The 26389-nt window shown below is 69.6% G+C and carries 23 protein-coding genes and 1 pseudogene; 11 read left to right on the top strand and 13 right to left on the bottom strand.

The window, feature by feature from the left end; genetic code table 11:
- Positions 1-34: 34 nt before the first annotated feature.
- Positions 35-268, bottom strand: coding sequence for a DUF7455 domain-containing protein (locus tag RH864_RS09835; protein WP_310517368.1), 234 nt, complete (start codon positions 266-268; stop codon positions 35-37).
- Between the two features lie 149 nt (positions 269-417).
- On the opposite strand from RH864_RS09835, the gene RH864_RS09830 reads away from it, so the two are divergent.
- Positions 418-2496 carry a DNA gyrase/topoisomerase IV subunit B gene (locus tag RH864_RS09830; RefSeq protein WP_310517367.1) on the top strand — a complete coding sequence of 693 codons (2079 nt, stop codon included), beginning with the start codon at positions 418-420 and terminating at the stop codon, positions 2494-2496.
- A gap of 9 nt (positions 2497-2505) precedes the next feature.
- On the opposite strand, the gene RH864_RS09825 is transcribed toward RH864_RS09830, so the two are convergent.
- Both RH864_RS09825 and RH864_RS09820 read right to left on the bottom strand, forming a co-directional pair.
- Positions 2506-3840 (bottom strand): FAD-binding oxidoreductase, encoded by a 1335-nt coding sequence (locus tag RH864_RS09825; protein ID WP_310517366.1) that lies wholly within the window; start codon positions 3838-3840, stop codon positions 2506-2508.
- A gap of 239 nt (positions 3841-4079) precedes the next feature.
- Positions 4080-6554, bottom strand: coding sequence for a DNA gyrase/topoisomerase IV subunit A (locus RH864_RS09820; RefSeq protein ID WP_310517365.1), 2475 nt, complete (start codon positions 6552-6554; stop codon positions 4080-4082).
- Positions 6555-6621: 67 nt separating this feature from the next.
- Here RH864_RS09820 and RH864_RS09815 point away from each other — a divergent pair, with 67 nt between their 5' ends.
- A complete protein-coding gene (locus RH864_RS09815) occupies positions 6622-7767 on the top strand; it encodes an alkaline phosphatase family protein (protein ID WP_310517364.1) in 1146 nt (381 codons plus the stop codon).
- A 31-nt stretch (positions 7768-7798) separates the two neighbouring features.
- Here the strand turns inward: RH864_RS09815 and RH864_RS09810 are convergent, their stop codons facing one another.
- Complete coding sequence (locus RH864_RS09810) at positions 7799-8398, bottom strand: DUF3043 domain-containing protein (protein ID WP_310517363.1); 600 nt, start codon at positions 8396-8398, stop codon at positions 7799-7801.
- A gap of 37 nt (positions 8399-8435) precedes the next feature.
- On the opposite strand from RH864_RS09810, the gene RH864_RS09805 reads away from it, so the two are divergent.
- From RH864_RS09805 to RH864_RS09785, 5 genes are all read left to right on the top strand, one after another.
- Positions 8436-9860 carry a dipeptidase gene (locus tag RH864_RS09805; protein ID WP_310517362.1) on the top strand — a complete coding sequence of 475 codons (1425 nt, stop codon included), beginning with the start codon at positions 8436-8438 and terminating at the stop codon, positions 9858-9860.
- A gap of 102 nt (positions 9861-9962) precedes the next feature.
- A complete protein-coding gene (locus RH864_RS09800; RefSeq protein WP_310517361.1) occupies positions 9963-10313 on the top strand; it encodes a HesB/IscA family protein in 351 nt (116 codons plus the stop codon).
- A gap of 201 nt (positions 10314-10514) precedes the next feature.
- Positions 10515-11417, top strand: a complete 903-nt coding sequence (ctaC, locus tag RH864_RS09795) for an aa3-type cytochrome oxidase subunit II (protein ID WP_310517360.1) — start codon at positions 10515-10517, stop codon at positions 11415-11417.
- Positions 11414-13150, top strand: coding sequence for an aa3-type cytochrome oxidase subunit I (gene ctaD / locus RH864_RS09790; RefSeq protein WP_310517359.1), 1737 nt, complete (start codon positions 11414-11416; stop codon positions 13148-13150). Before ctaC ends, ctaD begins: the two co-directional genes overlap by 4 nt.
- Positions 13151-13576 carry a cytochrome c oxidase subunit 4 gene (locus RH864_RS09785; RefSeq protein ID WP_310517358.1) on the top strand — a complete coding sequence of 142 codons (426 nt, stop codon included), beginning with the start codon at positions 13151-13153 and terminating at the stop codon, positions 13574-13576.
- Between the two features lie 242 nt (positions 13577-13818).
- On the opposite strand, the gene RH864_RS09780 is transcribed toward RH864_RS09785, so the two are convergent.
- From RH864_RS09780 to ctaE, 6 genes and pseudogenes are all read right to left on the bottom strand, one after another.
- On the bottom strand, positions 13819-14553 hold the full coding sequence (locus RH864_RS09780; RefSeq protein WP_310517357.1) for a class I SAM-dependent methyltransferase: 735 nt from the start codon (positions 14551-14553) through the stop codon (positions 13819-13821).
- A 258-nt stretch (positions 14554-14811) separates the two neighbouring features.
- A pseudogene (locus RH864_RS19210) lies at positions 14812-14910 on the bottom strand (putative RNA methyltransferase); the annotation flags it as partial.
- 53 nt (positions 14911-14963) lie between these two features.
- On the bottom strand, positions 14964-16595 hold the full coding sequence (gene qcrB, locus RH864_RS09775) for a cytochrome bc1 complex cytochrome b subunit (protein WP_310517356.1): 1632 nt from the start codon (positions 16593-16595) through the stop codon (positions 14964-14966).
- Positions 16592-17665, bottom strand: coding sequence for a cytochrome bc1 complex Rieske iron-sulfur subunit (gene qcrA / locus RH864_RS09770; protein WP_310517355.1), 1074 nt, complete (start codon positions 17663-17665; stop codon positions 16592-16594). The genes qcrB and qcrA overlap by 4 nt, the downstream gene beginning before the upstream one ends.
- 37 nt (positions 17666-17702) lie before the next feature.
- The gene (gene qcrC / locus RH864_RS09765; RefSeq protein ID WP_310517354.1) at positions 17703-18494 is read right to left on the bottom strand and encodes a cytochrome bc1 complex diheme cytochrome c subunit; all 792 of its coding nucleotides are present in this window, start codon (positions 18492-18494) and stop codon (positions 17703-17705) included.
- A 48-nt stretch (positions 18495-18542) separates the two neighbouring features.
- Positions 18543-19178: an aa3-type cytochrome oxidase subunit III gene (gene ctaE, locus RH864_RS09760; RefSeq protein ID WP_310517353.1), complete on the bottom strand. Its 636-nt coding sequence runs from the start codon at positions 19176-19178 to the stop codon at positions 18543-18545.
- Between the two features lie 141 nt (positions 19179-19319).
- On the opposite strand from ctaE, the gene trpD reads away from it, so the two are divergent.
- Positions 19320-20372: an anthranilate phosphoribosyltransferase gene (trpD, locus tag RH864_RS09755; protein ID WP_310517352.1), complete on the top strand. Its 1053-nt coding sequence runs from the start codon at positions 19320-19322 to the stop codon at positions 20370-20372.
- 148 nt (positions 20373-20520) lie between these two features.
- Here trpD and glpK read toward each other — a convergent pair whose 3' ends face one another.
- Positions 20521-22035 carry a glycerol kinase GlpK gene (glpK, locus tag RH864_RS09750; RefSeq protein ID WP_310517351.1) on the bottom strand — a complete coding sequence of 505 codons (1515 nt, stop codon included), beginning with the start codon at positions 22033-22035 and terminating at the stop codon, positions 20521-20523.
- A gap of 126 nt (positions 22036-22161) precedes the next feature.
- Positions 22162-22920, bottom strand: coding sequence for an MIP/aquaporin family protein (locus RH864_RS09745; RefSeq protein WP_310517479.1), 759 nt, complete (start codon positions 22918-22920; stop codon positions 22162-22164).
- 267 nt (positions 22921-23187) lie between these two features.
- Between RH864_RS09745 and dhaK the strand changes: the two genes are divergently transcribed.
- The 3 genes from dhaK to dhaM are packed head-to-tail and all read left to right on the top strand — an operon-like array spanning position 23188 to position 25551.
- On the top strand, positions 23188-24189 hold the full coding sequence (dhaK, locus tag RH864_RS09740; protein WP_310517350.1) for a dihydroxyacetone kinase subunit DhaK: 1002 nt from the start codon (positions 23188-23190) through the stop codon (positions 24187-24189).
- Positions 24189-24845 (top strand): dihydroxyacetone kinase subunit DhaL, encoded by a 657-nt coding sequence (gene dhaL, locus RH864_RS09735; protein WP_310517349.1) that lies wholly within the window; start codon positions 24189-24191, stop codon positions 24843-24845. The genes dhaK and dhaL overlap by 1 nt, the downstream gene beginning before the upstream one ends.
- Positions 24838-25551: a dihydroxyacetone kinase phosphoryl donor subunit DhaM gene (gene dhaM, locus RH864_RS09730; protein WP_310517348.1), complete on the top strand. Its 714-nt coding sequence runs from the start codon at positions 24838-24840 to the stop codon at positions 25549-25551. The genes dhaL and dhaM overlap by 8 nt, the downstream gene beginning before the upstream one ends.
- 22 nt (positions 25552-25573) lie before the next feature.
- Here the strand turns inward: dhaM and RH864_RS09725 are convergent, their stop codons facing one another.
- On the bottom strand, positions 25574-26347 hold the full coding sequence (locus tag RH864_RS09725) for an SDR family NAD(P)-dependent oxidoreductase (protein ID WP_310517347.1): 774 nt from the start codon (positions 26345-26347) through the stop codon (positions 25574-25576).
- Positions 26348-26389 lie beyond the last annotated feature (42 nt).

Raw genomic sequence — 26389 nt, 5'->3', positions numbered from 1 at the left:
GAGCGGGGCGTTCGTGAGGTCGGGGGACCGGTCGTCAGTCGCGGGTGTCGACGAGGAGGCGGGAGCTCTCGTCGTGCCAGCTCTGTGCGACCTCGGAGAGCTTCTCCTGGTGCTTGCGCCCGTGGTGGGCGCAGAACAGCAGCTCGCCGTTCTGCATCTCGACCTTGATGTACGCCTGCGCGCCGCAGGCGTCGCAACGGTCGAGCGCCGTGAGCTCGTACGGGGCCTCGGCTTCGACCGCACCGGTCGTCTCGGTGTACTGCGTCATGGCTCCTCCTCCAGCTCACCTTCGCGTCATGTTTCCGTGCATCCATGAAAACACGTGCACCCGCGCTGGCCGGACCGGTTGACGGGCATTTCGCTCAGCGCGTAGTGGCGGACGGGCGGTGTGGGCGGCGGGAAGTAGACTCACACGCCGTGAGCTCCGATTATTCCGCCCGCCATCTCTCCGTGCTCGAGGGCCTCGAGGCCGTGCGCAAACGCCCCGGCATGTACATCGGTTCCACCGACTCGCGCGGGCTCATGCACTGCCTGTGGGAGATCATCGACAACTCCGTCGACGAGGCGCTCGCGGGGCACGGCACCGCGATCGAGGTGATCCTGCACGCCGACGGCAGCGTCGAGGTGCGCGACCACGCGCGCGGCATCCCGGTCGACGTCGAACCCAAGACCGGCCTCACGGGCGTCGAGGTCGTCTTCACGAAGTTGCACGCGGGCGGCAAGTTCGGTTCGGGGTCCTACTCGGCGTCGGGCGGCCTGCACGGGGTCGGAGCCTCGGTCGTGAACGCGCTGTCCGAACGGCTCGACGTCGAGGTCGACCGCGGCGGCAAGACCTGGGCGATGTCGTTCCACCGGGGCGAGCCGGGCCGCTTCGCCGACGGCGGGTCGCCGAGCCCGGCGTCCCCGTTCAACGCCTTCGAGGAGGCGAGCGAGCTCCGCGTGGCCGGCAAGGTCGTTAAGGGGGTCACGGGCACCCGCATCCGCTATTGGGCCGACCCGCAGATCTTCACCAAGGGTGCCGCGTTCCAGGTCGAGGAGCTGCTCGCGCGAGCACGTCAGACGGCGTTCCTCGTGCCGGGCCTCGCCATCAGCGTGATCGACGAGCGCGGCGAGGAGCCCGAAGAGCATCGCTTCCAGTTCGACGGCGGCATCTCCGAGTTCGTCGAGCACCTCGCGGCCGACGCGCCCGTCACGGGCACCTGGCGGCTCTCGGGCGACGGCCGGTTCACCGAGACGGTGCCCGTGCTGAACTCCTCGGGAGCGATGGTCCCGACGGAGGTCGAACGGCAGGTCCACGTCGACATCGCGCTGCGCTGGGGCACCGGCTACGAGACCGTCATGCGCAGCTTCGTGAACATCATCGCCACGCCGAAGGGCGGCACGCACCAGTCGGGTTTCGAGCAGGGGCTGCTGAAGTTCCTTCGGGCCCAGGTCGAGCAGAACGCGCGCCGGCTCAAGGTCGGCAACGACAAGCTCGACAAGGACGACGTGCTCGCCGGCCTCACGGCCGTGCTCACGGTGCGTCTCGCCGAGCCGCAGTTCGAGGGCCAGACCAAAGAGGTCCTCGGCACGCCCGCGGTGCGTTCGATCGTCTCGTCGGTCGTGACGAAGACGCTCGGCGAGCGGTTCGCCTCGACCAAACGCGAAGACAAGGCGCAGACCGCGCTCCTGCTCGAGAAGGTCGTGTCCGAGATGAAGGCGCGCATCTCCGCGCGCACCCACAAAGAGACGCAGCGTCGCAAGAACGCGCTCGAGTCGTCGTCGCTTCCGGCCAAGCTCGCCGATTGCCGGTCGACGGATGTCGCGCACAGCGAGCTGTTCATCGTCGAGGGCGACTCGGCGCTCGGCACGGCCAAGCTCGCGCGCGACAGCGAACACCAGGCGCTGCTGCCCATCCGGGGCAAGATCCTCAACGTCCAGAAGGCCTCGGTATCCGACATGCTCGGCAACGCCGAGTGCGCCGCCATCATCCAGACCATCGGTGCCGGGTCGGGGCGGACGTTCGACATCTCCCAGGCCAGGTACGGCAAGGTCATCATCATGAGCGACGCCGACGTCGACGGCGCGCACATCCGCACGCTGCTGCTCACGCTGTTCTTCCGCTACATGCGACCGATGATCGAGGAGGGCCGGGTGTTCGCGGCCGTCCCGCCGCTGCACCGCGTCGTCGTGCTCAACCCCGGATCCAAGCCGAACGAGACCATCTACACCTACTCCGAGGCCGAGCTGCAGGGTGTGCTCGCCGATGTGAAGCGTCGCGGCAGGAAGTACCAGGACCCGATCCAGCGGTACAAGGGCCTCGGCGAGATGGACGCCGACCAGCTCGCGGAGACGACGATGGACCGCCAGCACCGCACCCTGCGCCGGGTCGGCGTGGCGGACGCCGAACAGGCGGGACGCATCTTCGAGCTCCTCATGGGCAACGAGGTGGCCCCTCGCAAGGAGTTCATCGTCGACAGCGCCAGCGGGCTCAGCCGCGACCGCATCGACGCGTAGCCGGCGCCGTCAGACGTCGGCCGGAGCGATGTTCTGATTCAGGTGGAACACGTTCGCCGGGTCGTACTGCCGCTTGAGCTCGCGGAGCCGGGCGAGATGGTGAGCGGGGTACGCGCGTCGGATCCCGAGGGCCCCGTCGTCACTCAGGGCGTTGACGTACGCGCCTTCGGCGTAGGGTTCGACGGCGCCCGCGTACCGGCGAGCGCCCGCGATACGACGGTCGTCCTCGGCCGGGTCGTGCCAGCGCGTCGCCGCGATGAACTCGTACGCGGTGTTGCGTCGCGCGAACGCGGTCTCGTCGGCCGGGACGTCCGCGATGGCCCCGCCGTACGCCTGCAGGCTCACGTCCGGCACGTCGTCGCCGTCTCGCGCGAGGATGGCGTCGATCGCGGCGTCGTCCAGCTCGCTGAGGTAGTGCCCCTTCCAGTACCGGCGCAGGGCGTGGCCCTCGACATCGTCCTCCCTGGTCTGGAGCTCGAGGTAGCTGAGCGGCACGACGATCCGCTGGAGCAGGACGGCGTCGGTATCGAGTCCCGCGTGCAGGCGGTCCGCGAGCTCGGCGCCCGCCGCGGGCTCGCCGACCCACACGAACCCGAGCGACACCAGCGAGCCGGAGATCGTGGCGTTCCAGGTCGCCCGCCGATCGGCGTCGACCCCGAGATCGCGCCACGACCGCATCGCATCGGACGCCGACGACACCGGGAGCCGGAACTCGACCGACAGCGCGTGTCCGGGCTCGGGGTGCAGCACGAACTCGAACTCGGTGACCACGCCGAAGTTCCCGCCGCCGCCGCGGAGACCCCAGAACAGGTCGGGGTGATGCGTTCGGTCGACGCGCAAGACCTCGCCCGCGGCGGTGACGAGCTCGAACGAGACCACGTTGTCGCACGCGAGACCCAGCCGGCGCGCGAGCCAGCCCATGCCGCCGCCGAGCGTGAGGCCCCCGACCCCCGTGTGCGACACGTTGCCTGCGGTGGTCGCGAGTCCGTGCGCTTGTGTCGCGCGATCGAGTGCGCCGAGCAGCGCCCCGCCCTGTACGCGTGCCTGGCGCGCGAGCGGATCGACGGTCACCCCGCCCAACGGCCGCAAGTCGATCATGAGCCCGTCCGCGGGCACGGCATGGCCGGTGATCGCATGGCCGCCGCACCGCACGCCGATCGCCATCTCGTGCTCGGTGGCGTACCGCACGGCCGCGGCGACGTCGGCCGCGCTCGCGCACCGCACGACGTACCGCGGCCGGCGATCGATCATCGCGTTCCAGACGGACCGCGCCTCGTCATACCCCTCGTCACCGGGCTCGAGCACCAGCCCGTCGAGTCTGCTCTGCAGTCTCCCGCCCGTCATGCGCACCTCCGACGACGGCAGTCACGGCTCGACACGCTCACGCTGCCACGCTCAGGGCTGAAGATGCCACCGCAGCGTGGAAGCGTCAAGCACTGTCGCGGGCGCCGCCGAAAGTGTGGCGGAAGTCGAACGGTGGGTTGGAGAATACGCGGGGGCGAGTTCCGACCCACTTTCCGACTTCCAACACACCTTTCGACAGTGCCGAGTCAGGTCAGCGGGCGCTCCGCCGCCGCCGGTGCTCAGCCGATGCGGCGGCCGACGAACGCGACCGGCGCGTCGATCGGGGTGCCCGAGGCGTCCCGCTTCGCGAGGGTCTCGGGGAGTGGACGCACCGAGCCGTCGGCGCCGAGCGCATGCGCCGGGCCGGGGCCGGCCCACGCGACGGCGAGCCCGTCTTGTCCGCGCAGGAAGCGCTGGGCCCGAACGCCGCCGGTCGCCCGGCCCTTGCCGGGGAACTCCGAGAGCGCGGAGACCTTCGCCGATCCGGGATCCGCACCGAGCAAGGTGTCCGTCGTCGCCGCGATCGTGACGACGACCGCCTCGTCGAGCTCGGCCCTCGGGATCGCCGAGAACGCCACGACCCGGGTGTCAGCGGCGAGCTTGATGCCGGCCATGCCGCCGGCCGACGTGCCCTGCGGGCGAACCGCCGACGCGGGGAAGTGCAGCAGCTGCGAGTCCGCGGCGATGAACACGAGCTCGTCGTCCTCGCCGCCCTGCGCCGCTCCGACGACCTCGTCGCCGGGCTTGAGCGCGATGACCTCGAAGTCGGGCCGGTTCGGGTAGCCGCCGGGCGCGACGCGCTTCACGACGCCCTGCGCGGTGCCGAGCACGATCGGCTGATCGCTCGTGAGCGACACCACGGCGAGCACCTTCTCGGACCGGTCGGTGAGACCCAGGTACTCCGCGACGCGCACGCCCGCGGCGAGCTGCGGTGCGTTCGCCGGCAGCGCCGGCAGGTCGAGCGGGGAGAACCTGATGAGCCGGCCGCGGCTGGTGACCGCACCGATCTCGCTGCGGCTCGTGGTGTCGAGGCTCGAGCGCAGTGCGTCGTGCTTCGTGCGCCGCGTGGGCACGGTGACGACGAGCTCATCGGCGCCCTCGGCCTGGTCGACGCGGGCGATACGGCCGGTGGCGCCGAGCAGCACCCGGCACGCGACATCCGCATGTTCGAGCGACGCGGCCGACGCCGCGCGCGAGCTGGATCGCGCCGGAAGCGCGCGCCCCTCGGTGAGCAGCGTGCGGCGCGGTGTGCCGAACCGCTCGGCGACCTCCTCGAGCTCGTCGGAGACGAGCGAACGGATCCGCAGCGGGCTCGCGAGCAGCTCTTCGAGACGCGCGATGTCGGCGAGCAGCTCGTCGCGCTCGGTCTCGAGCTCGAGGCGCGAGAACTTCGTGAGCCGGCGCAGCCGAAGCTCGAGGATGTACTCGGACTGCAGCTGGCTGAGGTCGAAGACCTCCATGAGCCTGGTGCGCGCCTGCTCGGTGTCATCGCTCGTGCGGATGACCTGGATGACCTCGTCGATGTCGAGGATCGCGATGAGCAGGCCCTCGACGAGGTGCAGCCGCTCACGGCGCCGCGCGAGACGGAACTCGGAACGCCGCGTGACGACCTTCACCCGGTGGTCGATGTAGACCTGCAGCAGCTCGCGCAGGCCGAGCGTCTGCGGCTGGCCGTCGACGAGCGCGACGTTGTTGATGGCGAAGCCGTCTTCGAGCGGGGTCAGCCGGTAGAGCTGCTCGAGCACGGCCTGCGGGTTGAACCCGGTCTTGATGCCGATCACGAGGCGCATGCCGCGCTTGCGGTCGGTCAGATCGGCGACGTCGGAGATGCCGGTGATCTTCTTGGCGTTGACGCCGTCCTTGATCTTCTCGATGACCTTCTCGGGGCCGACGAGGTAGGGCAGCTCGGTGACGACGAGGCCGGTCTTGCGCGCGGTCAGCTGCTCGACCGAGACCTTCGCGCGCGTCTTGAACGAGCCGCGGCCCGTTGCGTACGCGTCGCGCACGCCGTCGAGCCCGACGATGGTGCCGCCCGAGGGGAAGTCGGGCCCCGGCACGAACTCCATGAGCTCGTCGAGCGTCGCCTCGGGGTGCTGGATGAGGTGCCGCGCCGCGTGCGCGACCTCGAGCAGGTTGTGCGGCGCCATGTTCGTCGCCATGCCGACCGCGATGCCGCTCGCGCCGTTCACCAGCAGGTTGGGGAATGCCGACGGCATGACCGACGGCTGCATGAACGCGTTGTCGTAGTTGGGCACGAAGTCGACGACGTCTTCGTCGAGCCCGTCGGCCATCGCGATCGCGGGCGCTGCGAGGCGTGCCTCGGTGTACCTGGACGCGGCGGGGCCGTCGTCGAGCGAGCCGAAGTTGCCGTGCCCGTCGACGAGCGGGACGCGCAGCGTGAACGGCTGCGCGAGTCGCACGAGGGCGTCGTAGATGGCCGAGTCGCCGTGCGGGTGGTACTTGCCCATGACCTCGCCGACCACGCGCGACGACTTCACGTGACCTCGGTCGGGGCGCAGGCCCATCTCGGTCATGCCGTACAGGATGCGCCGCTGCACCGGCTTCAGCCCGTCGCGCGCGTCGGGGAGCGCGCGGGAGTAGATGACGGAGTAGGCGTACTCGAGGAATGAGCCCTGCATCTCTGCCGAGACGTCGACGTCTTCGATGCGTTCCGCGATTTTCGGCTCGGTGGGCTCTGGGCTCGCTGGGGTCATCCGTCTTCTCTGGGGTTCGTCGCGCGACGCGCGGGGCCGGCTGCGCCGCCTGTGCGAGACTGGCGCGATGCCAGCAATGCTACCGGCGCCCGCCGACGGAGCCCGGCGGCTTGCCGAGGTCATGCCGAGCGCGATGGCGAGCCTCACCGGTGGTCGCGGCGCACTCGGCCTCGCCGCGGCGAGGTCCGCGGTCATCGTGCTCGTCGACGGCCTCGGCGCGGCCAACCTCGCCGCGCGCCGCGGGCACGCCCGCACGATGGCCGCCGCGTTCGGCAAGCGCGACGTGATCCGCACGGTGTTCCCGTCGACCACGGCCGCGGCGATCGCGACCTTCGCGACCGGAACCGCACCCGGCCGGCACGGCATCGTCGCCTATCGCACGCTCGTGCCCGAGACCGGGCGGCTCGAGAACCAGCTGAACGCGTGGGACCACGGCGGGCTGCCGCAGGACTGGCAACGCCGTGAGCCGCTGTTCGAGTCCGCCCTGGCGGCGGGCCTGCACCCCTACATCGTCGGCGCGCCGCGCTATGCCGACTCCGGGTACACGCGCGCGGTGCTCCGTGGCGCGGAGTACCGCCCGTCCGCCACGATCGAGGGGCGCTTCGACCTTGCGCGCCAGCTCGTGGACCAGGTCGACGGCGCGCTCGTCTACCTCTACGTACCCGAGCTCGACCAGATCTCGCATGCGCACGGCTGGGAGTCGGCCCAGTGGATCGGCGCGCTCGAGCAGGTCGACGCCGCGATCGCGGCGTTCACGAGTCGGATGCCTCGGGGCGCCGGCCTGCTCGTCACCGCCGATCACGGCGTGCTCGACGTGCCGGAGCAGCGGCACGTGCACATCGACGCCCGGCCAGAGCTCGTCGACGGCGTCCGCCATGTCGCGGGGGAGCCGCGCTGCCTCGGGCTCTTCTTCGAGCCCGGTGCGACCGACGCAGAGCGCGCGGCGCTCGTCGAGCGCTGGCGCGAGGCCGAAGGGTCGCGAGCCTGGGTGCTCACGCGCGACGAGGCGATCGACGCCGGGCTGTTCGGCGAGGTCGACGAGGCCGTGCGTCCCCGGATCGCCGATCTGCTCGTCGCGGCGCGATCCGGCGTCGCCTATTACGACACGCGTGAGCCGGACCGCAAGGCCGAGCGCATGATCGGCCAGCACGGCTCGGCGACCGACGAGGAGTCGCGCGTGCCGCTCCTCAGGTTCGGCGCCTACGCGGCGTGATCGGCCGGAGCGCGACCGGCCGGAGCGCCGATCAGGACGGCCACTGGCCGTACTTGACCTGCGGCTTCGGCAGCCGGAGCGGGCGGAGCTGCAGCGCGCGCATCGCCGAGTACCAGCGCACCTTCTCGGCGCGGTCCGCACCGAACTTCGCGCGCACCTTCTTCGTGACGAGCGCACCGAGGATGACGACGTCGATGACGGCGACGAGGAAGAACGCCCACAGCGCCAGGATGCCGATCGACTGCACCTCGTAACTCGGCACGAGCGTGAGGATGATGACCAGGAACATGACCGGGATCAGCACCTCGCCGATGCTGAACCGCGCGTCGACGTAGTCGCGCACGAAGCGCTTCTGCGGGCCGCGGTCACGCGCCGGCAGGTACTTGTCGTCGCCCATCGCCATGCCGATGCGCACCTTCTCGCGGTGCTCGGCCTGCTTCGCCTTCGCCTGCTTGGCCGCCTCTCTGCGGTCGTTCGGGACGAGCGGGCGCTTGTTGGCGGCCTCGCGCTCCGCGCGGGTCGGCGTGGGGGCGCCCTTGCCGGTCTGCTTGAGCCTGGCCTGGGTCGCCTCGATCGTCTCGGGCTCGCCGGGGGCGGGGGACTGGGTCTGGTTCTCAGGGTGCTTGGCCACGGGATTCCTCGAATCGGTAGACCTTAAGATTACCGGCATGACCCAGCCCACCTCCGCCCGAGCGGATGCTTCGTCCGCGCCCGATCACACCGAGACGCTGCGGGCGGCGGTCGAGTCGGGGTTTCCCGCGACGATCGCCGACCTGGCCCGTCTCGTGCGCATCCCGTCGGTGTCTTGGCCGGCGTTCGACCCGGCGCAGGTCGCGGCGAGCGCCGACGCCGTCGCCGAGCTGTTGCGCGCCACGGGCGTCTTCGACACGGTCGAGGTCGCCCGTGCCGCGATCGAGGGCGGCGACGAGCTGGGGCAGCCGGCCGTGATCGCGCACCGCGCTCCGCGGAACGGCCGTCCGACGGTCCTCCTCTACGCGCACCACGACGTGCAACCGCCCGGCCTGGACGAGGACTGGGAGACTCCGCCGTTCGAGCCGACCCAGCGCGGCGACCGGCTGCACGGTCGCGGTGCCGCCGACGACAAGGCCGGTGTCATGGCGCACGTCGGCGCGATCCGGGCGCTCAGCGAGGTCGTCGGAGACCTCGATCTCGGGCTCTCGGTGTTCATCGAGGGGGAAGAGGAGTACCTCTCGCGGTCGTTCGCCACGTTCCTCCGGGAGCAGCGCGAGGTGCTCGCGGCCGACGCGATCATCGTCGCCGACTCCACCAACTGGGATGTCTCGACGCCCGCGATCACCGTCGCGCTGCGCGGAGCGGTGGCGTTCAACCTCCGGATCTCGACGCTCGCGCACGCGTCGCACTCCGGCATGTTCGGCGGCGCGGTCCCCGACGCCATGATGGCCGCCGTGCGCCTCCTCGACACCTGCTGGGACGCGGACGGCGCGGTCGCCGTGGCCGGCCTTCGCGGCGCCGGGCTCGAGGTGCCCGAGTACGACGAGGCGCAGCTGCGTACCGAGACCGGGCTGCTCCCGGGCGTGTCGCCGATCGGCCGGGGTGCGATCCTCTCGCGCATCTGGTCCGAGCCGTCGATCACGATCACCGGGATCGACGCGCCCGACGTCGCGAACGCGTCGAACACCCTCGTGCCTTCGGTGCGGGTGCGGGTGAGCGCCCGCATCGCGCCCGGCCAGGACGCGGGGGAGGCGTATCTGGCGATCAAGGAGCACCTGGAGTCGCGTGCGCCGTTCGGCGCGCAGCTCGCGTTCGAAGACGTGGACACCGGGCAGCCGTTCCTGGTGGACCCGAGCGGCTGGGCGATCGCGGAGCTGCGCAGCGCGATGGCGGCCGCGTGGGGCGTCCCGCCGGTCGACATCGGCGTCGGCGGGTCCATCCCGTTCATCGCCGAGCTCGTGCACGAGTTCCCGGACGCGCAGGTCCTCGTGACCGGGGTGGAGGATCCCGACTCGCGGGCGCACAGCCCGAACGAGTCGCTCCACCTCGGCGTCTTCCAGCGGGCGGTGCTCGCCGAGGCGATCTTCCTCGAACGCCTGAACGCGCGCGCCTCCGGGTGAACGTCGCGCCCGAGGCATCCGGTCGCCGTACAGCCGGCTCACGGCGCGGCGCGCGTATGATGAAGCACGACCACCGTCCGGCCCGGCAATCCGAGGAGTGAGATGAGCCAGACCATCACCGAGAACGCCCACGGCGTGCTGCTCTCCGAGCCGGCCGCCGACAAGGTTCGCAGCCTGCTCTCCCAGGAGGGCCGCGACGACCTTCGCCTGCGCGTCGCCGTGCAACCGGGCGGGTGCTCGGGTCTCATCTACCAGCTGTACTTCGACGAGCGTCTGCTCGACGGCGACGCGGTCGTCGACTTCGACGGGGTCGAGGTCGTCGTCGACAAGATGAGCGTGCCCTACCTCGACGGATCGTCGATCGACTTCGAGGACACCATCCAGAAGCAGGGCTTCACGATCGACAACCCCAACGCGCAGGGCAGCTGCGCGTGTGGTGACTCGTTCCACTGAGTCCCCCTCGGCTCTCCAGAACGGGGAGGTCGCTCACGCGACCTCCCCGTTCTGCGTTTGCCCAGATCGCGGCGGATTCTGGGTCGAAATGCCGCCCACGCCGCCGCATCGTGCGCACCCGGGGGTCCGAGTCGGAGTAGGCTAGGCAACGATCACCGCGCTTCACTGTGAAGCGCCTTCGAGTCTCCCGAAAGGTCACCGGTGCGCCACAATCGCCGTCTCCGATGGGCTGCTGTCCCGATCGCAGCGACACTAAGCCTCGTTCTCGCGGGCTGCACGCAGGCCCAGCTGAACGGGTTCCTGCCGGGATTCGAGGAGGGCCAGCCGCCGGTCACGAACCACACCGAGCGCATCTCGGGCCTGTGGGTCACGTCGTGGATCGTGCTGCTCGTCGTCGGCGTGATCACCTGGGGCCTCACGATCTGGGCGGTCATCGCGTACCGGCGTCGTCGCGGCCAGACCGGTCTGCCCGTGCAGCTGCGGTACAACATGCCGATCGAGGTCTTCTACACGATCGTGCCGCTCATCCTCGTGCTCGGGTTCTTCGCGTTCACCGCGCGCGACCAGGCCGCGATCGAGCAGCGCTTCGCCGAGGAGGACATCGACGTCAAGGTCGAGGTCATCGCGAAGCAGTGGGCCTGGGACTTCAACTACGTCAACGAAGACGTGTACTCGGCGGGTATCCAGGGCCAGCTCGACGAGGAGGGGCCCAAGGGCTCGCTCGTGCAGTCCGAGCTCCCCACGCTCTACCTGCCGGTGAACGCGAACATCGAGATCGAGCTCGAGTCGCGCGACGTGATCCACTCGTTCTGGGTCGTGGACTTCCTCTACAAGAAGGACATGTTCCCCGGCAAGACCAACTACATGTCGCTCACGACCGAGCGCGAAGGCACCTACGCCGGCAAGTGCGCCGAGCTCTGCGGTGAGTATCACTCGCTCATGCTCTTCAACGTCGAGGTCGTCTCCCAGTCCGAGTACGACGCGTACATCGACTCGCTGCGCGACGCCGGCAACGAAGGCCAGCTGTCCAGCGAGTACGACCGCAACCAGAACTTGCCCGGCAAGGGCGCGCCCGAGCTGAAAGAGGAGCACGAAGGCGAATGAGCACCACGACCGCACCGGCTCGTCCCCAGGCCGCTCCGCCGCCCCTCGGCGGTTCGAAGGTCGAGCGTAAGGGCAACATCCTCGTCAGATGGGTGACCTCGACCGACCACAAGGTCATCGGGTACATGTACCTGATCACGTCGTTCATCTACTTCTGCATCGGCGGCGTGATGGCGCTGATCATCCGCGCCCAGCTGTTCGAGCCCGGGCTCGAGATCGTGCAGACGCGTGAGCAGTACAACCAGCTCTTCACGATGCACGGCACGATCATGCTGCTCATGTTCGCGACGCCGCTGTTCGCGGGCTTCGCGAACGTGCTCATGCCGCTGCAGATCGGCGCGCCCGACGTGGCGTTCCCGCGGCTGAACGCGTTCGCGTACTGGCTGTTCAACTTCGGCTCGCTGATGGCGGTCGCCGGCTTCCTCACCCCGCAGGGCGCCGCGTCGTTCGGCTGGTTCGCCTATCAACCACTGGCATCGACGACGTTCTCACCAGGGATAGGTGGAAACCTCTGGATGCTCGGCCTCGGTCTCTCCGGTTTCGGAACGATCCTCGGCGCCGTGAACTTCATCACGACGATCATCACGATGCGTGCGCCCGGCATGACCATGTTCCGGATGCCGATCTTCACGTGGAACACGCTCGTCACCTCCATCCTCGTGCTGATGGCCTTCCCGGTGCTCGCCGCCGCGATCCTCGCGGCCGGTGCCGACCGCATCTTCGGGGCGCATGTCTATGATCCAGCCAACGGCGGGGTCATCCTGTGGCAGCACCTGTTCTGGTTCTTCGGCCATCCAGAGGTGTACATCATCGCGCTGCCGTTCTTCGGCATCGTCTCCGAGATCTTCCCGGTCTTCAGCCGCAAACCGATCTTCGGGTACAAGACGCTCATCTACGCGACCATCGCCATCGCGGCGCTCTCGGTCACGGTGTGGGCGCACCACATGTACGTCACGGGCTCGGTGCTGCTGCCGTTCTTCGCGCTGATGACGATGCTGATCGCGGTTCCAACGGGTGTGAAGATCTTCAACTGGATCGGCACGATGTGGCGCGGCTCGATCACGTTCGAGACGCCGCTGCTCTGGTCGCTCGGCTTCCTCATCACGTTCGTCTTCGGTGGCCTCACGGGCGTCATCCTCGCCTCCCCGCCGCTCGACTTCCACGTCTCCGACACGTACTTCGTCGTCGCGCACTTCCACTACGTGGTGTTCGGCACGGTCGTGTTCGCCATGTTCGCCGGCTTCTACTTCTGGTGGCCGAAGTGGACCGGCAAGATGCTGAACGAGACGCTCGGCAAGTGGCACTTCTGGCTGCTGTTCATCGGCTTCCACACGACGTTCCTGATCCAGCACTGGCTGGGCGTCGTGGCCATGCCTCGCCGGTACTACTCGTACCTGCCGGAGGACAACATCACGTGGATGAACCAGGTCTCGACGATCGGCGCGGGCATCCTCGCCATCTCGCTGATCCCGTTCTTCCTGAACGTCTACCTCACGGCCCGGCGCGCTCCGAAGGTCACCGTGAACGACCCGTGGGGCTACGGCCGCTCGCTCGAGTGGGCGACCAGCTGCCCGCCGCCGCGGCACAACTTCACGTCGATCCCGCGCATCCGCTCGGAGTCCCCGGCGTTCGACCTCAACCACCCCGAGGCCGGCATCCCGGTCGGCATCGGTCCGGCCAAGGACGCGCCCGACGCACCCACCTACGACGCTGCAACGAAGGAAGTCAAGTAGATGCGCGCCAATGTCGTCCTGTTCTGGCTGCTCGCGGTCTTCTTCTTCCTCGCCGCGATCATCTACACGATCTGGAGCTACCTCGAGGGCGTCGACGACCACCTCATCGAGTGGGTCGGCACGGTCGCGATCACGTTGGCCGGTGTGCTCTCCGCCTTCATCGCGTTCTACCTCGGACGCGTGCACAAGGCGCAGGGCGGGCAGCTGCCCGAGGACCGGCTCGACGCCAACATCGATGACGGCGACCCCGAGCTCGGCTTCTTCAGCCCCTGGAGCTGGTGGCCGATCGCCCTCGCGGCCGGTGCGGCGCTCGGCTTCCTCGGCCTCGCCGTGGGCGTCTGGATCGCGTTCATCGCGGTACCGATCACGCTCATCGCGCTCGTCGGCTGGGTCTACGAGTACTACCGCGGCAACTTCGCCCGCTGACGCACGTCGCGAGGGGGCCCGGCGCATCGCGCCGGGCCCCCTCTTCGCATGTCGGCTGTGCGCGGTGCCCTGGATCGCGCCCGCTGTGACGGCCGCCAGCTGCGACCGTCGTGCGTGGCGCGATACGTCATGCCTAGCGCGGGAGCGCAGAGGTGGCGCGGGAGCGCAGAGGTGGCGCGGGAGCGCAGAGGTGGCGCGGGAGCGCAGGGGTGGCGCGGGAGGTCGGACGTGGCGCGGGAGGATCAGGGCTTCTGGAAGGTGAGTACGTCGACCGAGACCGTCACCGGCGTCGAGTCGGCGCGAGTGCCGGTGACGGATGCCTCGGTGCCGGCGCGTGCCGCGGGGGAGCCCTCGCCGTCCGGCTGGTGGTGATGCGCGGCAGGCCCCATTCCCGCGATGAGCGTGCGCGTCGAGGCATCCGATTCGATGACGTACTCGACGCGCGCAGCAGACGCGACCTGGAGGCCCACTGCGGCGAACTGTTCGGTGACGAGTACGTCCTTGCCGCCGGGGATGTCGAGCATGCCGGCGGACTCGCGAAGCCCGAGGAGGTGAGCGGCGGTAGGAACGACGACGATGAGTGCGCCGCCCGGCCTGAGCACGCGGGCATACTCCCGTGGGTTGCGTGGGGCGAAGACGTCGAGCAGCACGTCGGCCGAGGCGTCGCGCAGCGGGAGGGGGCGCCAGAGGTCGAGCACGATCCCTGTCGTCGGCACCCGGTCGGTCAGCGCGCGCAGCGTCGCACGTACGGCGTCGGGCGAGCGGTCGGCCGCGAGGAGGCGTGCGACCGGAACCCGCTCCACGAGGGATTCGGCGTAATAGCCGGTTCCGCACCCGAGGTCGGCCACGGAGAACGTCGGGCCGCGCCGGACCGCGGGGGAGTGCCCGACTCGGTCGGGCCGGTCCTCGTCGGGACCCGTGTGCCTCGGCTTGCCGCGCACCCGGCCGTCGTGCGCGTGCGCCGGTCGGGCGTGCAACTGGCCATCATGCGTGTGTCCCGCTCGGGTGTGCGGCGGGCCGTCATGGGTGTGCGCCGTTCCCGCGGGCCTGCCGCCTCCTGGCGCGGCCGCCGCGCCGTCAGCCCGTTCGGGACCGTCGATTGCATTCTCCACGGCATCGGCCACCGCGCGGGCGATCGGTGCGTACGCACCGGTGGCGAGGAGTCGTGCGCGCGCGTCGAGCATCGCGCGGTCGTCGCCGATCGTCTTTGGTGCTCTCGGGTCGAGGAGCGTCAGGTAGCCGTGCCTCGCCTGGTCGAACCGGTGACCGTTCGCGCAGCCGAACGTGCGCTCGGCGACCTGCTCGAGATTCTGGAGACAGTTCGGGCACCGCAGCCAGGTCGAATCGATCGACGAGGCTCGCGGTGCCCGAGCTTCGGTTGGTCCGGTCAGTGCTTCGTGCCCTCGACCTCGCCGTGGTGTGCGTCGTGGTGCGAGGCCTCGAGCTCGCCGCGGGAGACCGGAGCGATGCGGTCCTCGAAGAACCAGCGCGAGAGTGCCGCGCGCACGTGCTGGCCGGCGCTGATCTTGCCGCGAGCGTTCGGGCGGATCATGAGCGGTGCGTAGCTCTCGTAGCTCACGAGGCGCCAGCGGTCGTACTCGTCGAGCGGCTGGTGCACCTCGATGAACTCGCCGCCCGGCAGCTTCACGATGCGGCCGGACTCGTAGCCGTGCAGCACGATCTCGCGGTCCTTCTTCTGCAGCGCGATACAGACGCGCTTCGTGATGAAGTAGGCGATGATCGGCCCGAAGATGAGCATGGCCTGGAGCGCATGGATCACGCCCTCCATGGTCAACATGAAGTGGGTCGCGATGAGGTCCGAGCTCGCCGCCGCCCACAGGACCGCGTAGAACGTGACACCCGCGGCGCCGATCGCGGTGCGGGTCGGGGCGTTGCGCGGACGGTCCGCGATGTGGTGCTCGCGCTTGTCGCCCGTGATCCACGCCTCGATGAACGGGTAGATCAGCACCGTCACGATGAACCCGCCGAGCACGACGAGCGGCACGATGATGTTGAACGACCACGTGCGGTCGAGCCAGACGAACTCCCAGTGCGGCGGCACGAGACGCAGCGCACCGTCGGCGAAGCCGATGTACCAGTCGGGCTGGGTTCCCGCGGACACGGGGGATGGGTCGTACGGACCGTAGTTCCAGATCGGGTTGATCGTGAACAGCGACGCGATGAGCGCGATCACCCCGAAGATGATGAAGAAGAAGCCGCCGGCCTTGGCCGCGTACACCGGGAGGATGGGCGGGCCGACCGCGTTCTGCGCCGACTTGCCCGGGCCCGCGTACTGCGTGTGCTTGTGCACGACGACGAACACCAGGTGCAGCGCGATCAACGCGAGGATGATCAGCGGCAGCAACAGGATATGCAGCGTATAGAGACGCCCGACGATCGCGGTGCCCGGGAACTCGTCGCCGAACAGCAGGAACGAGGTCCAGGTCCCGATAAGCGGGATGCCCTTGATCATGCCGTCGATGATGCGGAGGCCGTTGCCCGAGAGCAGGTCGTCGGGGAGCGAGTAGCCCGTGAAGCCCTCGGCCATCGCGAGGATGAAGAGCACGAAGCCGATCACCCAGTTGAACTCGCGGGGCTTCCGGAACGCACCCGTGAAGAAGATGCGCAGCATGTGCAGGCCGATCGCCGCGACGAACAGCAGCGCCGCCCAGTGGTGCATCTGGCGGACGAAGAGCCCGCCCCGGATGTCGAACGAGATGTCGAGCGTCGAGGACATCGCGACCGACATCGCGACGCCCTTCAGCGGCACGTACGAGCCCTCGTAGTGCACCTCGGCCATCGACGCCTGGAAGAAGAACGTCAGGAACGTGCCCGTGATGAGCACCACGATGAAGCTGAAGAGGGCGACCTCGCCGAGCAGGAACGACCAGTGGTCGGGGAAGGCCTTGCGGCCCAGCTCCTTGACGAAGCCCGCGATGCTGGTGCGTTCGTTGACGTAGACGGAAGCTGACGCCGTGAACGACCGCTTCTGCGGCGTGTTGGTGGTTGCGGTGCTCAACTGCGCTCCCAGAAGCTCGGGCCGACGGGTTCGGTGAAGTCGCTCTGCGCGACGAGGTACCCCTCGTCGTCGACCGTGATCGGCAGCTGCGGGAGCGGCCGTGCGGCCGGGCCGAAGATGACCTCGCAGTGGTTCGCGACGTCGAACTGCGACTGGTGGCACGGGCAGAGCAGGTGGTGCGTGTGCTGCTCGTAGAGCGCGACCGGGCAACCGACGTGCGTGCAGATCTTCGAGTAGGCGACGATGCCGTTGTAGGACCAGTCGGCGCGCTCGGGCAGCTCGTTGAGCTCGGTCGGGTTGAGGCGCATGAGCAGCACGGCTGCCTTGGCCTTCTCTTCGAGCCGGCCGTGGCCCATGTCCTGGAGGCCCTCGGGGATGACGTGGAACGCGCTGCCGATCGTGACGTCGGACGCCTTGATGGGCGCGCCCGACGGGTCGAGCGCGAGGCGCGTACCCTTCTGCCACATCGTGTGGCTGAGCAGCTCGACCGGGAGCTCGTCTTGCGGGGCGAAGCCGCGGAAGAGCACGACGGCGGGCAGAGGGAACGCGATGAGCGCGCCGATGAGGCTGTTGCGGATCACCGAGCGGCGCGTGAAGCCCGACTCGCGATCGGCGTCCTGGAAGACCTTGACGGCCGCGGCCTGCGTCTCGGCGGAGCCGCCGATCGGGTGGCGCTCGTCGACGAGCTCGACGTCGGTCATGACGGCCTTGCCCCAGTGCACGACGCCGAAGCCGATGCCGAGCAGCGCGAGCGTCGCGCCGAGCCCGAAGAACATGTTGTTCAGGCGGACCGCGCCGACGTCGTTGCCCTCCATCGGGAAGAGCATGTACGCGGCGATGGCCCAGACGCTGCCGAGGATCGACAGGTAGAAGAGCGTGTAGACCGTGCGCTGTGCGCGCTTCTCACGCTTCGGGTTCTCATCGGTGACGCGCGGGCGGTGCGGCGGGAACCCGGGGTTCTCGAACGCGTCCGTGGCGATGACCGCGGTACCCGGCGACGCGGTGGGGTGTGCCGCGTGTGACGAGTCCGCGGCGACGAGGTCCGTGCCGCTGGTGTCGTCGTGGGCCATGGTTCTCCTTCGTGAAACTTCTTCGATGCCGAGTGCGCTAGTTGGACTTCGCCGTGATCCACACGGTGATGGCCACGACCGCGCCGAGGCCGAAGATCCAGATGAACAAACCCTCCGCGACCGGGCCGAGCGAGCCGAGCTGGAAGCCGCCGGGCGAGCCGTTGTCATCCATGTACTTCAGGTAGGTGATGATGTCCCGCTTGTCTTCGGGCGAGATGTTCAGGTCGTTGAACACCGGCATGTTCTGCGGGCCGGTCACCATGGCCTCGTAGACGTGCACGCCCTCGACGCCCGCCAGCGGCGGGGCGAACTTGCCCTCGGTGAGCGCGCCACCGGCGCCCGCCACGTTGTGGCACATCGCGCAGTTGATCCGGAACAGCTCGGCGCCGTTCGCAGCGTCACCGCCGCCGTTGACGAGGTGGTCGGCGGGGATGTCGGGGCCGGGGCCGAGCGAGGCGACATAGTACGCGAGCTGCTTGACCTGCGTGTCGGTGAACTGGACGGGCTTCTGCAGCGCCTGCGGGCCCTGCATCTGCATGGGCATGCGGCCCGTGCCGACCTGGAAATCGACCGCGGCGGCGCCCACGCCGATGAGGCTGGGACCGGTGCCGGTGCCCTCGGCGTCGAGGCCGTGGCAGGTGGCGCAGTTGGCCTGGAAGAGCTTCTTGCCTTCCTCGATCGTCTGCTGCGACGTCGGGTCGGCCTCGGCCTGGGCGACGGTGCCCGAGCTGAGCGCCGCGTAGGCACCGCCGGTGAAGACGAGGCCGAGCGCGAGCAGGGCGACGGTGGCGAGCGGGTGCCGGCGTCCGGAGCGCTTCTGGCGGTTCATGGGTCTCTTCCTGTTCACGGGCATGCTGGGGGAAAGCTCCTGACGCGGCTATCTGAGGACGTAGATGACGAGGAAGAGACCGATCCAGACGACGTCGACGAAGTGCCAGTAGTACGACACCACGATCGCGCTCGTCGCCTCGCGGTGACCGAATCGCTTGACCGCGAAGACACGGCCGATGACGAGGAGGAAGGCGATGAGACCGCCTGTGACGTGCAGACCGTGGAAGCCGGTCGTGAGGTAGAACGCCGAGCCGTAGGCGTTCGAGTCGATCGCGATGCCCTCGTGGACGAGCTGCGCGTACTCCCAGATCTGGCCGGCGACGAAGACCGAGCCCATGGCGAAGGTCAGGAAGAACCACTCGACCATGCCCCACTTGCCGACCTGCCACCACTTGCCGGTCATGTACGGCTGCATCCGCTCGGCGGCGAACACGCCGAACTGACAGGTGAAGCTCGAGGCCACGAGGATGAGCGTGTTCACGAGCGCGAACGGGAAGTTCAGGCGGCCCGCCTCGAAGTCCCACAGCTCGGGGGAGGTCGCACGCAGCGTGAAGTAGATCGCGAACAGGCCCGCGAAGAACATCACCTCGCTGCCCAGCCAGACGATCGTGCCGACCGCGACGGTATTCGGACGCTTGATCAGCGGCGCGCTCGCCTGAGAAGTCAATGAGGTGCTCGTCACAATCACCCATTATGGCCGATTCGGCGGGTGAGTTTTCGTCATGGCCGCAACCTGTGTCGGTCTTGACATTCGGGACAAGCCGCGAGTGGCCTGTGGCGGGGCCGGGAATCCACCGTGAATACGGCGGTTAGGATCGATCGCATGACCTCGCAACCCACCTGGCCCGCCATTCTGACGTCGCTCATGAACGGCGAGAACCTCAGCGTGTCGGATGCCGCGTGGGGCATGGAGGAGGTCATGACGGGGCGTGCGACGCAGGCCCAACTGGCCGCGTTCCTGGTCGCGCTCCGGCTCAAAGGGGAGACGGTCGACGAGATCGTCGGGTTCCGCGACGCGATCCTCGAGCACGCGGTGCCGCTGCCGGTCGACCCCATGGCGCTCGACATCGTCGGTACCGGCGGCGATCGCTTCGGCACGGTGAACGTGTCGACGATGGCGTCGGTCGTGGCCGCGGCCTCCGGGGTCCCGGTCTTGAAGCACGGCAACAAGGCCGCGAGCTCGTCGTCGGGTTCCTCCGATGTGCTGCGCGCGCTCGGCGTCGACCTCACGCTCCCGCCCGAACGGGTCGCCGAGGTGTTCGAACGGACGGGCATCAGCTTCGCCTTCGCGGCGGCGTTCCACCCCGGATTCGCCAACGCCGGCCCGGTGCGCGCCGAGCTCGGCGTGCCCACCGTCTTCAACTTCCTCGGGCCGCTCTGCAACCCGGCGCGCCCCGAGGCCTCCGCGGTCGGGGTCGCCCATCTCGACCGCGTGCCGCTCATGGTGGGCGTGTTCCAGACGCGCGGGGCGACGGCGCTCGTGTTCCGCGGCGACGACGGCCTCGACGAGCTCACCACGACCGGTCACAGCCACATCTGGGAGGTGTCCGGCGGCACCGTCAAGGAGCACGACCTCGACCCGCGCGACCTCGGCATCAGCCGCGCGAGCATCGAAGACCTCCAGGGCGGCGACGCTGCGCACAACGCCGCGATCGTGCACCGGGTGCTCTCGGGCGCCGAGGGCGCCGTGCGCGACATCGTCCTGCTGAACGCCGCGGCCGGGCTCGTCGCGTTCGACCTCGCGAAGGACCCGTCGCAGTTCCAGCGCGCCATCCTCGACCGCTTCCGCGAGCAGCTCGCGGTCGCGGCCGAGGCGATCGACTCGGGGGCTGCGGCGCGCAAGCTCGACGAGTGGGTGGCCGCGACGCGCGCCTGACGTCCTCGCTGGTCGAGTAGCGAAGCGCATCGAGACCGGTTGCGGGGTCTCGATACGCTCCCTGGCGCGTAGCTCACTCGACCAACGAACGGCGGATGCCTCGTGCCGAGGTCGGCACGAGGCATCCGCTGATCTGAGACTCAGCCGGTCAGCTGACGTCCTCGTCGACCCAGTCGAAGGTCTTCGTGACGGCCTTCTTCCAGAGCCGGATCTGCCGGTCGCGTTCGGCCTCGTCCATCTGCGGCTCCCAGCGGCGGTCCTCCTGCCAGTTGGCGCGGAGGTCGTCGAGGTTGGCCCAGAACCCCGTCGCGAGGCCGGCCGCGTAGGCCGCGCCGAGCGCGGTCGTCTCGGCGACGACGGGGCGGACCACCGGCACACCGAGGATGTCGGCCTGGAACTGCATGAGCGTGTTGTTCGCGATCATGCCGCCGTCGACCTTGAGCTCGGTGAGCTCGACACCCGAGTCGGCGTTCACGGCGTCGAGCACCTCACGCGTCTGGAACGCCGTGGCCTCGAGCGCGGCCCGCGCGATGTGGCCCTTGTTCACGTAGCGGGTGAGACCGACGAGCGCGCCGCGCGCGTCGGGCCGCCAGTAGGGCGCGAACAGGCCGGAGAACGCCGGGACGAAGTACGCGCCGCCGTTGTCCTCGACGGACTTGGCGAGCTCCTCGACCTCGGGTGCGCTCGAGATCAGCCCGAGGTTGTCGCGCAACCACTGGATGAGCGAGCCCGTGACCGCGATCGACCCCTCGAGCGCATAGTGCGCCGGAGCGTCGCCCAGCTTGTAGCCGAGCGTCGTCAGCAGGCCGTTCTTCGAGTGGATGATCTCGGTGTCGGTGTTGAAGATGAGGAAGTTGCCCGTGCCGTAGGTGTTCTTCGACTCGCCCTCGTCGAACGCCGCCTGGCCGAACGTCGCGGCCTGCTGGTCGCCGAGGATGCCGGCGACCGGCACCTCACGCAGCAGGCTCGACGGCTCGACCGTGCCGTAGACCTCGGAGGACGACCTGATCTCGGGCATCATCGAGCGGGGCACGCCGAACACGTCGAGGATGTCGTCGCGCCAGGAGAGCGTCTCGAGGTCCATGAAGAGCGTGCGGCTCGCGTTCGTGACGTCGGTCGCGTGCACGCCGCCATCGGTGCCGCCCGTGAGGTTCCAGAGCACCCAGCTGTCGGTCGTGCCGAACAGCAGGTCGCCGGCCTCGGCCTTCTCGCGAGCGCCGTCGACGTTCTCGAGGATCCAGACGATCTTCGTGCCCGAGAAGTAGGTCGCGAGCGGCAGGCCGACGATCTGCTTGAACCGCTCGACGCCGCCGTCGGCCGCGAGCCGGTCGACGGTGGGCTGGGTGCGCGTGTCCTGCCAGACGATCGCGTTGTAGACCGGCTGGCCGGTGTTCTTGTCCCACACCACGGCGGTCTCACGCTGGTTGGTGATGCCCACCGCCGCGATGTCGTGCCGGGTCAGGTCGGCCTTGCCGAGCGCCTCGCCGATCACCTGCCTCGTGTTGTTCCAGATCTCGAGCGGATCGTGCTCGACCCACCCGGCCTTCGGGAAGATCTGCTCGTGTTCGAGCTGACCGCTCGCGATGATCGATCCCTTCTTGTCGAAGATGATCGCGCGCGTGCTGGTGGTGCCCTGGTCGATCGCCAGGATGTAGTCGGCCATGACTTCCTCTCAATCGGGTCGACGCGGGCCGTCCACGAACGGCTCGGCGCCGGAGTGTGCTGTTTCCAACCTAGGGGGCTTGCCTGAACGACGAAGGGCGGGGCTTTCGAAGCCCCGCCCTCTCGTTCACGCCAGTACCGGCAGCAGTACGAGCGCCGCCCATCCGGCGATCAGACCGCCGATGATCGGGCCGACGATCGGAACCCACGAGTACGACCAGTCGCTCCCGCCCTTGCCCTTGATCGGCAGGATCGCGTGCGCGATGCGCGGGCCGAGGTCACGTGCCGGGTTGATCGCGTAGCCGGTCGGGCCACCGAGGGAGGCACCGATACCGACGACCAGCAGGGCCACGGGCAGGGCGCCGAGCTCGGCGGGAGTCCCGCCGTAGCTGAATCCGAGGATGACGAACACCAGCACGAACGTGCCGATGATCTCGGTGACGAGGTTCCAGCCGTAGGAGCGGATCGCGGGACCGGTCGAGAAGACGCCGAGCTTGTTGGCGGGCTCGGGCTCCTCGTCGAAGTGCTGCTTGTAGGCGAGCCAGGCGATGACCGCACCGAGGATCGCGCCGATCAGCTGTGCGCCGATGTAGGTGATGATCGACAGGAAGTCGATCGGGATCCCGGGCTGGAAGTCGGTCTCGCCCTTCCCGAGCAGATTGACGGCGAGGCCGAGCGTCACCGCCGGGTTGATGTGCGCCCCCGACGCGTACGACACGATCACACCGGCGAAGACCGCGAGGCCCCAGCCGAAGTTCACCATCAAGAACCCGCCGCCGAACCCTTTGTTGCGAATGAGCGCGACGTTGGCGACCACGCCGCAACCGAGCAGCACCAGCATCGCGGTGCCGACCAGCTCCGATAGGAAAATGAGGCCGAGGTTCAATTCCACGAGGGTTCCATCCTCTCCATTGAGCCATGGGGTCTCCCACCACAGCGAGATATGGCCCACCATACTCAGCTGAGCATCCCCTGGGAACAGCCACGCGGAACTCCGCCTCAGCTGGTACTGCGGCTCCGTTTCCTGAATCCGGCGAGTTCCGCCGGGGCCCTTACCCCGGACGGCGGGTCGGGCGTAGGTTGGCGGTGGATGCTGACCCGAGGCCGGGCAACGACGCGCGGCTCCGCGGGCAGCCGAGCGAAGGGATGCCCCGTGAAGAAGCTCATCAACGATCCGAAGCGCGTGGTGGACGAGTCGGTCGCCGGCTTCGCCATCGCCCACGCCGACCTCGTGCGAGTCGAGACCGACCCCATCTTCGTCGTGCGGGCGGACGCTCCGGTGACCGGCAAGGTCGGCCTGGTCAGCGGCGGCGGCAGCGGGCACGAACCGCTGCACGCCGGGTTCGTCGGCTACGGCATGCTCGACGCGGCGGTGCCCGGCGCCGTCTTCACGTCGCCGACACCCGACCCCATCCTCGCGGCGACGAAGGCCGTCGACGGGGGAGCGGGCGTGCTGCACATCGTGAAGAACTACACGGGCGACGTGCTCAACTTCGAGACGGCCGCCGATCTGGCCGCGGCCGACGGCATCGAGGTGCGCGCCGTCGTCACGAACGACGACGTCGCGGTCAAGGACTCGCTCTACACCGCGGGGCGTCGCGGCGTGGCCGGGACGGTGCTCGTCGAGAAGATCGCCGGTGCCGCAGCCCAGCGCGGGGACACGCTCGATCAGGTCGCCTCGATCGCGGAGCGGGTCAACGCGAACGCGCGATCGATGGGGCTCGCGCTCACGCCGTGCACGGTCCCGCATGCCGGTGAGCCGAGCTTCACGCTCGCCGACGACGAGGTCGAGGTCGGCATCGGCATCCACGGCGAGCCCGGACGCGAGCGGATCAAGCTCGAGCCGGCCGACGCGCTGGTCGACCGGATGCTCGCACCCGTCGTCGAGGATCTGCCGTTCACGTCGGGAGATCGCGTGCTGCTGTTCGTCAACGGCATGGGCGGCACGCCGCAGATCGAGCTGTACATCGCCTACCGTCGTGCCGCGGAACGCCTCGGCGAGCTCGGCATCGAGGTCGGCCGCTCACTGGTCGGGAACTACATCACCTCGCTCGAGATGCAGGGGTTCTCGCTCACACTGCTCAAGCTCGACGACGAGCTGACCGAGCTCTGGGACGCTCCCGTGCAGACGCCGGCCCTGCGGTGGGGCCGCTGATGGCGGGAGGCGACACGCTCGGCACGGCGTGGGCGCTCGAATGGGTGCGCCGCAGTGCGTCCGTCATCGACGAGCACCGCGTCGAGCTGATCACCCTCGATCGGGAGATCGGCGACGGCGACCACGGCGAGAACATGGATCGCGGGTTCAGCGCCGTGCTCGCGAAGCTCGACGGCGTGGCCGACGACGCCACACCGGCCGACGTGCTGAAGCTCGTCGCGACCACGCTCATCTCGACCGTCGGCGGCGCCGCCGGACCCCTGTACGGCACGGCCTACCTCCGCGCCTCGACGGCGGTCGCGGGCGAGGCCGAGCTCGACGGCGCGGCCGTCGCGCGTCTGCTCACGGCCGCGCGCGACGGGATCGTCGCGCGCGGGAAGGCTGAGCCGGGCGACAAGACGATGGTCGATGCGTGGTCACCCGCGGTCGACGCGGCGGATGCCTCGGCAGCCGCCGGATCGTCAGCCGCCGAGGTGCTCGCGGCAGCGGCGGAGGCTGCCGCAGCCGGTGCGGCCGCCACCGAGCCGCTCGTGGCGCGCAAGGGAAGGGCGAGTTACCTGGGCGAGCGTTCGGCGGGGCATCGGGACCCGGGCGCGCAGTCGACCGCGTACCTCCTCCGCACCGCGGCCGACGCAGCCGGGGCGCTCGATGGCTGAGGCGGGCGGGCGCGTCGGAGTGGTCTTCGTCTCGCACTCCGAGTCGATCGCGAACGGCCTCGTCGATCTAGCGCGCCAGATGGCGCCCACGGTCGTGCTCGCCGCGGCCGGCGGGACCGACGACGGCCGGATCGGCACGAGCTTCGACCGGGTGAGTGCGGCGATCGCCGAGGCCGACACCGGCGCGGGTGCGATCGTGCTGTGCGACCTGGGGTCCGCGATCCTCACCGCCGAGACCGCGCTCGAGTTCCTCGACGACGCACAGCGCGCCCGGGTACGGCTCGTCGATGCGCCGCTCGTCGAGGGCGGCGTGGCCGCGGCGGTCGCCGCCGAGGCGGGCGGCTCGCTCGGCGAGGTGGCGCGCGCGGCGTCGACGGCGGCTGGCGCGACGGCACGGGATGGCGGGGCAGGGGTCGCCGGCGAGGCATCCGTTCGCGAGGGCGGCGAGCCGGCCCTCAGGCGCACCGTCACGCTCGTCAACGCCGACGGGCTGCACGCGCGGCCCGCGGCCGAGCTCGTCAAGCTCGCGTCCAAGTTCCCGCAGCGCGTGACCGTCAACGGGGTCGATGCGCGGAGCCTGCTGGCGATCATGGCACTCGGGCTGAACCAGGGCGCCGAGATCGAGGTCGCCACCGAAGACCCGGCCGGTGAGCACGCCGTCGAGGCCATCGCCGGCCTCGCGGAGTCGGGATTCGGCGAGTCGTGACGGCGCCGGCGCCGACGCGCCGTCAGTGTCCGCCCGCGACCCTGATGTCGGCGCCGGTCGTGTACGAGGCCTCGGCCGAGAACAGGTAGGCGACGGCACCGGCGATCTCGTGCGGGTACCCCGCGCGCTGCATCGGGATCCGAGAGGCGCGTTCCTCGGGCGCGTTGGGCCGTCCCGCGGCCGCGTGGATCTCCGTGAAGGTCGTCCCGGGCGTCACGGTGTTCACGCGGACCCCTGCGCTCGCGAACTCGCGCGCGGTCCCAAGCGTGAGCACGTTGATCGCGCCCTTGCTCATGGCGTACGGCACATAGGTGTCGGGCGCGCCGGTCGACGCTGCGCTCGACGAGATGTTCACGATCGAGCCTCCGATGCCGCCGCGATCGGTCGACATGTGCTCGATCGCGGCGCGCGTGAGCACGATGGGCGCGAGTACGTTCACCCGGAACACCAGCTCGGACTCCTCGATCGGGATCTCGAGGAACCCGCTGATCCGGCCGGTGATGCCGGCGTTGTTCACGAGCCCGGTCAGCCCGCCGAGGAGGCCGATGGCGTCGGGCACGACCCGCGCCGTCTGTTCGAGGTCGGCGAGGTCGACCTGCAGCAGCTCGACGCGGGCGCCGAGCGCGCGGCACTCCTCGGCGACCGCTTCGGCCTCGCCCCGGCGGTTCCGGAAGGTGAGGACGAGATCGTGGCCGGCGGCCGCGAGCCGTTCGGCGATCGCGGCGCCGATGCCTCGGCTGCCTCCGGTGATGAGGGTCGTCTGGCGGGTCTCGGCTGCGTGCGGGGCGTCCGTCATGCGTCACAGCCTACGGAGCGCCCGCTGCTCGAACCGGAGGGC

The sequence above is a fragment of the Agromyces aerolatus genome (assembly GCF_031432255.1).
Taxonomy (GTDB): domain Bacteria; phylum Actinomycetota; class Actinomycetes; order Actinomycetales; family Microbacteriaceae; genus Agromyces.
The sequence above is the reverse complement of the archived record's forward strand: the minus strand, read 5'-3'. Positions and strand labels throughout refer to the sequence as shown.